The organism is Leisingera sp. XS_AS12 (genome assembly GCF_041224635.1).
Lineage (GTDB): Bacteria > Pseudomonadota > Alphaproteobacteria > Rhodobacterales > Rhodobacteraceae > Leisingera.
The window spans coordinates 1-426 of the sequence record NZ_JBGFGM010000102.1; the positions used below are offsets into that span (position 1 = coordinate 1).

At 58.0% G+C, this 426-nt stretch carries 1 tRNA gene; it reads left to right on the forward strand.

Annotated features, from left to right (window positions below):
• Nucleotides 1-64 precede the first annotated feature (64 nt).
• Nucleotides 65-141, forward strand: a tRNA-Met gene (locus AB9K35_RS12380).
• Nucleotides 142-426: the final 285 nt, after the last annotated feature.

Sequence of the window (426 nt, forward strand, 5' to 3'; positions counted from 1 at the left end):
CGGCAAGTCACCGGATAATAGCCGGCCTCAAGTAGCGATCCGCGCGGTAGGCCAAACAAAGTGTCGCGGGATGGAGCAGCCAGGTAGCTCGTCAGGCTCATAACCTGAAGGTCGCAGGTTCAAATCCTGCTCCCGCAACCAAAGATCACCACAAAGCCTCCGCAAAAAGCGGGGGCTTCTTCGATTCAGGCCAACCCAAAGCCATGATCCCGGCCAGCTCCCCAACAAGTTCAAGCTGGTGGCCGCCCGAAGCCGTGGTAACCGCGGACCGCGGGGAAGAATAATGGTAAGCGGCGTCTCGACCCCACGTTGCTGCTGATGGCTTCGGCTGCGAAGTGATCTCCATCTCATGATGGGGAGTGCGTTTCGCAATGTGTGCTACAAATTCGTTTCTCAAATCGCTGGGCGTCGAGATCTACGCGTCGG